The organism is Streptomyces sp. NPDC054847, assembly GCF_053610925.1.
In genome coordinates this window covers 1-6,660 of the sequence record NZ_JBSGZJ010000390.1, presented here as the reverse complement: position 1 = coordinate 6,660, position 6,660 = coordinate 1, and the positions used below count along the sequence as shown (strand labels likewise).

Genomic DNA, 6,660 nt, shown 5'->3' with positions numbered 1-6,660 from the left:
GGCCGACGGGACACGATCCCGTCGGCCCGTCCGTGCTCTGTCGGTGGCAGCCGATAGCCTGCACAAACAGATGAACGATGGGAGGGGCGCGTGCGCGTACTGGGCGTGGACCCGGGGCTGACCCGGTGCGGCGTGGGCGTGGTGGAAGGCGTCGCGGGCCGTCCGCTGACGATGCGCGGAGTCGGAGTCGTGCGGACCCCGCCGGACGCCGAGCTGGGCGCCCGGCTCGTCGCCATCGAGCAGGGCATCGAGCAGTGGCTCGACGAGCACCGGCCCGAATTCGTGGCCGTGGAGCGGGTGTTCAGCCAGCACAATGTGCGCACGGTGATGGGCACCGCCCAGGCCAGCGCCGTCGCCATGCTGTGCGCGTCACGGCGCGGCATCCCCGTGGCCCTCCACACGCCCAGCGAGGTCAAGGCCGCCGTCACCGGCAGCGGCCGGGCCGACAAGGCGCAGGTCGGCGCGATGGTGACCCGGCTGCTGCGGCTCGACGCGCCGCCCAGGCCGGCCGACGCCGCGGACGCCCTCGCGCTCGCCATCTGCCACATCTGGCGCGCCCCCGCGCAGAACCGCCTCCAGCAAGCCGTCGCCGCGCACCGCACGACGTACGCATCGAAAGGACGTACCGCATGATCGCCTTCGTGAGCGGCCCCGTCGCCGCGCTCGCACCGACCACCGCGGTGATCGAGGTCGGCGGCATCGGCATGGCCGTCCAGTGCACCCCGAACACCCTCTCCGAGCTGCGGATCGGTCAGGACGCGAAGCTCGCCACCTCGCTCGTCGTCCGTGAGGACTCGCTCACGCTGTACGGCTTCGCCGACGACGACGAGCGTCAGGTGTTCGAGCTGCTGCAGACGGCGAGCGGCGTCGGACCGAGGCTGGCGCAGGCCATGCTCGCCGTGCACAGCCCCGACGCGCTGCGGATCGCCGTCGCCACCGGCGACGAGAAGGCGCTCACCGCGGTGCCGGGTATCGGCAAGAAGGGCGCGCAGAAGCTGCTGCTCGAGCTGAAGGACCGGCTGGGCGAGCCGCTCGGCTCCGGCCCCGCCGTCGGCGCCCCGGTCAGCCACTCGTGGCGCGACCAGCTGCACGCCGCGCTGATCGGCCTCGGCTATGCCACCCGGGAGGCGGACGAGGCGGTCGCCGCGGTGGCGCCGCAGGCGGAGGCGATGGGGGCGGCCCCGGAGGTGGGCCCGCTGCTGCGGGCGGCGCTCCAGTCGCTGAGCCGGACGCGGTGACCTGTCCGAGAGGGGCCGCCTCCCCTGACCGCCCCACCCCCCACCGAGAAGGCAGACACACGTGAACTGGGAAGACGAGACCACCACCGCCGCGGACGCCCGGCTGGTCGCGCCCTCCGCCGACACCGAGGACAGTGCCGTCGAGGCGGCCCTTCGGCCGAAGACGCTCGACGAGTTCGTCGGCCAGGAACGCGTCCGCCAGCAGCTGGACCTCGTCCTGCGGGCCGCCCGGCAGCGCGGCGCCACGGCGGACCATGTCCTTCTCTCCGGCGCGCCGGGCCTCGGCAAGACCACCCTGTCGATGATCATCGCGTCCGAGATGAACGCGCCGATCCGCATCACCTCCGGCCCCGCCATCCAGCACGCGGGCGACCTGGCGGCCATCCTCTCCTCCCTCCAGGAGGGTGAGGTCCTCTTCCTCGACGAGATCCACCGGATGTCGCGGCCCGCCGAGGAGATGCTGTACATGGCGATGGAGGACTTCCGGGTCGACGTCATCGTCGGCAAGGGCCCCGGCGCCACCGCCATCCCGCTCGAGCTGCCGCCGTTCACCCTGGTCGGGGCCACCACCAGGGCGGGCCTGCTGCCGCCGCCGCTCCGGGACAGGTTCGGCTTCACCGGGCACATGGAGTTCTACGAGCCGGTCGAGCTCGAGCGCGTCATCCACCGGTCCGCGCAGCTCCTCGACGTCGAGATCGACCCCGACGGCGCCGCGGAGATCGCCGGCCGTTCCCGCGGCACGCCCCGTATCGCCAACCGCCTGCTGCGTCGTGTGCGCGACTACGCGCAGGTCGAGGCCGACGGCCGGGTCGACCGCGAGGTGGCCGCCGCGGCACTGCAGGTGTACGAGGTCGACACCCGCGGTCTGGACCGCCTCGACCGGGCCGTGCTCCAGGCTCTGCTCAAGCTGTTCGGCGGCGGGCCCGTCGGCCTGTCGACGCTGGCGGTGGCCGTGGGGGAGGAGCGGGAGACCGTCGAGGAGGTCGCAGAACCGTTCCTCGTGAGGGAGGGACTGCTGGCCCGTACTCCCCGTGGCCGGGTGGCCACGCCCGCGGCGTGGACACACCTCGGGCTGACCCCGCCCCAGCAGGCGCAGGGCGCAAGCGGACAACAGGGTCTGTTCGGGACGTGACGGCGAGGAGACTCGCACGCCCAGGAACCACGGTGGGATGCTGGGCGTTGTTCCATCGATGCGGACTCGCTTAGACTCCGCCGATGCCGCCCGTACAGGTCGGCGTGCCCACCCCCGTAGATCGGCCGCTCACACAGCGCGGTCATGCGAAGGAATTCCCCCGTGGATATCTTGACCCTCCTCCCTTTCATCGTGCTCATCGGGGCCATGTTCCTGATGACCCGCTCCGCCAAGAAGAAGCAGCAGGCGGCCGCCAACATGCGCGACCAGATGCAGCCCGGAACCGGCGTGCGGACCATCGGTGGCCTCTACGCCACCGTCAAGGAGGTCAATGACGACACGGTCCTCCTCGAAGCCGCTCCCGGTGTCCACCTGGTCTTCGCGAAGAACGCGATCGGTGCCGTGCTCTCCGACGAGGAGTACAACCGCATCGTCCACGGCGACGACCCTTCGGCCGACACCGACGTCGTTCCCGACGACGCCTCCTCGCTGACCGCCGACGACGCGGACCAGCCCGCGGACGACGCCAAGCTCGACCTCGGCAAGAAGACCGAGAAGACCGAGGACGGCGAAACGGCCGAGAAGGACGGCGCCGAGCCGAAGGACGGCAAGGCCGACGGCGAGGCCGACGCGAAGTAGCCACGATTCGGGGACCGCGGTGGCGCCGGCAGGCGCCCGTGCGGTCCCCCGGGCGTGCCGACTGATCGCGGGGGCAGGCCCCCACAACACTTCGTGGCCGCCCCGGGCGCACACCCTGCGCCGTGGGCGGTTGGACAGGGAGAAACGAGAAGGTGGCAGCACCGAACAGGGGCCGAAGGCCCGCGGGGGCTCAGGGCAAGCCGGGGCGTGCCCTGGCTCTGATCCTGATCGCCATGGTCGCGCTCACGGGCGGGATGTTCTGGGCCGGTCAGCTCACGCCGCGTCTGGGCATCGATCTGGCGGGCGGTACGACCATCACGCTCGAGGCCAAGAACCAGCCTGGCCAGGAGAACGCGGTCAACGAGACCAACATGAACACCGCGGTCGGCATCATCGAGCGCCGTGTCAACGGTCTCGGCGTCTCCGAGGCCGAGGTTCAGACCCAGGGCAACAGTCACATCATTGTGAACATCCCCAAGGGCACGAACTCCGAGCAGGCCCGTGAGCAGGTCGGTACGACCGCCCAGCTGTTCTTCCGGCCCGTTCTGACGGTCGCCGCCGGCGGCCCGGCCGCCCCCGAGCCCTCGCCGAGCGCCTCGGCCGGCGGTGCGGCCAAGGACGACAAGGACAAGGAGACGGCCACCCCGCCGTCCGGTTCCCCGTCCGGCACGCCGTCGCCCAGTGCCACCACCCAGGGCCGCGCGGTCACCGAGGGCCTCAAGGCCCCGGCCGCCACCCCCAGCCCGTCGGGGTCCGGATCGCCCAAGGCGTCCGAGAGCCCCAAGCCCGGTGAGAGCCCCGTGCCGACGCCGTCGGCCGACCCGGCCACCGCGGCGCTGGAGAAGCAGTTCACCACGTTGGACTGCACCGACGACAAGGCCCGCGGCACGCTCGGCGACAACGTCAAGCCGACCGAGCCGACCGTCGCCTGTGGCAAGAACAGCGCCGGCCAGTGGGAGAAGTACATCCTCGGTCCCGCCGAGGTGAACGGCAAGGACGTCGACGACGCCAAGGGCCAGCTCGACCAGCAGCGCGGCATGTGGATCGTCACGATGGACTTCACCGAGGCCGGTGCCAAGAAGTTCCAGACGATCACCAGCCGGCTCTCGCAGCAGCAGCCCCCGATGAACCAGTTCGCCATCGTCCTCGACGGCGAAGTGGTCTCGGCCCCGCAGGTCAACCAGACCCTGAGCGCCAGCGCCGAGATCACCGGCAACTTCGACCAGGACTCCGCCCAGAACCTGGGCAACATCCTGTCCTACGGCGCGCTGCCGCTGTCCTTCGAAGAGGACAGCGTCACCACCGTCACGGCCGCACTCGGCGGCGAGCAGCTCAAGGCCGGTCTGATCGCCGGTGCGATCGGCCTCGCCCTGGTCGTCATCTACCTGGTCGTCTACTACCGCGGCCTGTCGCTGATCGCTCTGCTCAGCCTCGGCGTCTCCGCGATCCTCACGTACACGATCATGACGCTGCTCGGCCCCGCCATCGGCTTCGCGCTGAACCTGCCGGCGGTCTGCGGTGCCATCGTCGCCATCGGAATCACCGCCGACTCGTTCATCGTCTACTTCGAACGCATCCGTGACGAGATCCGGGAAGGACGCACCCTGCGGCCCGCCGTCGAGCGCGCCTGGCCGCGCGCCCGTCGCACCGTCCTGGTCTCCGACTTCGTGTCGTTCCTCGCCGCCGCGGTGCTGTTCGTCGTCACCGTCGGAAAGGTCCAGGGCTTCGCGTTCACGCTGGGTCTGACCACCCTGCTCGACGTGGTCGTGGTCTTCTTCTTCACCAAGCCGGTGATGACGCTCATGGCCCGCCGGAAGTTCTTCGCCAGCGGCCACCCGTGGTCCGGACTCGACCCGAAGCGGCTCGGCGCCAAGCCGCCGCTGCGCCGTTCGCGCCGTACCACCGCCCCGACGACCGAACCGAAGGAGGCGTGAGATGTCGCGACTCGGCAATCTCGGCGCCAGGCTCTACCAGGGCGAGGTCGGTTACGACTTCGTCGGCAAGCGCAAGGTCTGGTACGGCGTCTCCATCCTGATCACGATCACCGCGATCGTCGCCCTCGCCGTCCAGGGCCTCAACATGGGCATCGAGTTCAAGGGCGGAGCCGTCTTCACGACCCCGAAGGCGGACGTGAGCGTCAGCCAGGCCACGGAAGTGGCCGAGGAGATCTCCGACCACATCCCGATCGTCCAGGAGCTGGGCACCGGCGGTCTGCGGATCCAGATCAGCGGCGTGGACACGGCCGAGGCCGACCGCGTCCAGGCGGAGCTCGCCAAGGCCCTGAACATCGAGGCCGCCAGCATCAACGCCGACCTCGTCGGCCCCAGCTGGGGTGAGCAGATCGCCAACAAGGCCTGGACCGGCCTCGGCGTCTTCATGCTCCTGGTCGTGATCTACCTGGCCATCGCCTTCGAGTGGCGGATGGCCGTGGCGGCCCTGGTCGCGCTGATCCACGACATCACCATCACGGTCGGCATCTACGCGCTCGTCGGGTTCGAGGTCACCGTCGGTACGGTCATCGGTCTGCTGACCATCCTCGGTTACTCGCTGTACGACACGGTGGTCGTCTTCGACAGCCTCAAGGAAGGCCAGAAGGACATCACCAAGCAGACCCGCTTCACCTACAGCGAGATCGCCAACCGCAGCATCAACAGCACCTTGGTGCGTTCCATCAACACCACGGTCGTCGCGCTGCTGCCGGTCGCCGGCCTGCTGTTCATCGGCGGCGGCTTCCTCGGCGCCGGCATGCTCAACGACATCTCGCTGTCGCTGTTCGTCGGCCTCGCGGCCGGTGCCTACTCCTCGATCTTCATCGCCACTCCGCTCGTCGCAGACCTCAAGGAACGCGACCCGCAGATGAAGGCCCTGAAGAAGCGGGTGCTCGCCAAGCGCGCGGCCGCGGAGGCCAGGGGCGAAACCGGCGAGGACCAGCAGGGCGAGGCGCCGGACGACGCGGTGCCGGACGGCGCGGCGCCCGCCGGCGCGGTCGTCGGACCCCGCGGCCGTGGCCGCGGCCGTCCCTCGGGCAGGCGCTGATGACGCTCAGCACCCAGGAGCTGCTGCTCAGCCGCATCCGTGACGTCGCCGACTATCCGAAGCCGGGGGTGATGTTCAAGGACATCACGCCGCTGCTCGCGGACCCGGTCGCCTTCACGGCGCTGACCGAGGCGTTCACGGAGTTCTGCGTCCGGCACGGCGCGACGAAGATCGTGGGCCTGGAGGCCCGCGGCTTCATCCTGGCCGCGCCGGTCGCCGTCCGCGCCGGAATGGGATTCATCCCGGTCCGCAAGGCGGGCAAGCTCCCCGGGGCGACGCTCTCCCAGGTGTACGAGCTGGAGTACGGCACCGCCGAGATCGAGGTGCACGCCGAGGACCTCAGCGCGGGTGACCGCGTCATGGTCATCGACGACGTCCTCGCCACCGGCGGCACGGCGGAGGCGTCCCTCGAGCTGATCCGCCGGGCCGGAGCCGAGGTCGCAGGCGTCGCGGTCCTGATGGAGCTGGGATTCCTCGGCGGCAGGGCCCGGCTAGAGCCGGCGCTCGCCGGCGCCCCGCTGGAGGCCCTGATCACCATCTGACGGGCCATTGAGCTGGGGATTCACCGACAGCCAGGAGCGCTCACCCGCCGAGACGGGCACCCGGGAACAACCG

7 protein-coding genes are annotated in these 6,660 nt (G+C 70.6%); all 7 read left to right on the top strand.

Annotation, left to right across the window (positions count from 1 at the left end; translation table 11 throughout):
- Nucleotides 1-90 precede the first annotated feature (90 nt).
- Complete coding sequence (gene ruvC / locus ACWGH4_RS28100) at nucleotides 91-633, top strand: crossover junction endodeoxyribonuclease RuvC (protein ID WP_441265307.1); 543 nt, start codon at nucleotides 91-93, stop codon at nucleotides 631-633.
- Nucleotides 630-1,238 carry a Holliday junction branch migration protein RuvA gene (gene ruvA / locus ACWGH4_RS28095; protein ID WP_441265306.1) on the top strand — a complete coding sequence of 203 codons (609 nt, stop codon included), beginning with the start codon at nucleotides 630-632 and terminating at the stop codon, nucleotides 1,236-1,238. The genes ruvC and ruvA overlap by 4 nt, the downstream gene beginning before the upstream one ends.
- A gap of 61 nt (nucleotides 1,239-1,299) precedes the next feature.
- The gene (gene ruvB, locus ACWGH4_RS28090; RefSeq protein WP_441265305.1) at nucleotides 1,300-2,370 is read left to right on the top strand and encodes a Holliday junction branch migration DNA helicase RuvB; all 1,071 of its coding nucleotides are present in this window, start codon (nucleotides 1,300-1,302) and stop codon (nucleotides 2,368-2,370) included.
- Between the two features lie 162 nt (nucleotides 2,371-2,532).
- The gene (gene yajC, locus ACWGH4_RS28085) at nucleotides 2,533-3,009 is read left to right on the top strand and encodes a preprotein translocase subunit YajC (RefSeq protein WP_441265304.1); all 477 of its coding nucleotides are present in this window, start codon (nucleotides 2,533-2,535) and stop codon (nucleotides 3,007-3,009) included.
- Between the two features lie 152 nt (nucleotides 3,010-3,161).
- Complete coding sequence (gene secD, locus ACWGH4_RS28080; protein WP_441265303.1) at nucleotides 3,162-4,943, top strand: protein translocase subunit SecD; 1,782 nt, start codon at nucleotides 3,162-3,164, stop codon at nucleotides 4,941-4,943.
- Nucleotide 4,944: 1 nt separating this feature from the next.
- Entirely contained in the window at nucleotides 4,945-6,045 is a 1,101-nt protein-coding gene (gene secF / locus ACWGH4_RS28075) for a protein translocase subunit SecF (protein ID WP_453465860.1), read from the top strand.
- Nucleotides 6,045-6,587 (top strand): adenine phosphoribosyltransferase, encoded by a 543-nt coding sequence (locus tag ACWGH4_RS28070; protein WP_441265301.1) that lies wholly within the window; start codon nucleotides 6,045-6,047, stop codon nucleotides 6,585-6,587. Before secF ends, ACWGH4_RS28070 begins: the two co-directional genes overlap by 1 nt.
- The last annotated feature ends 73 nt before the right edge of the window (nucleotides 6,588-6,660 follow it).

What these genes read in the sequence shown, in the direction of transcription:
- secF (WP_453465860.1), top strand. Translation starts at nt 4,945, where the DNA reads ATGTCGCGACTCGGCAATCTCGGCGCCAGGCTCTACCAGGGCGAGGTC.
- ACWGH4_RS28070 (WP_441265301.1), top strand. Translation starts at nt 6,045, where the DNA reads ATGACGCTCAGCACCCAGGAGCTGCTGCTCAGCCGCATCCGTGACGTC.
- ruvA (WP_441265306.1), top strand. Translation starts at nt 630, where the DNA reads ATGATCGCCTTCGTGAGCGGCCCCGTCGCCGCGCTCGCACCGACCACC.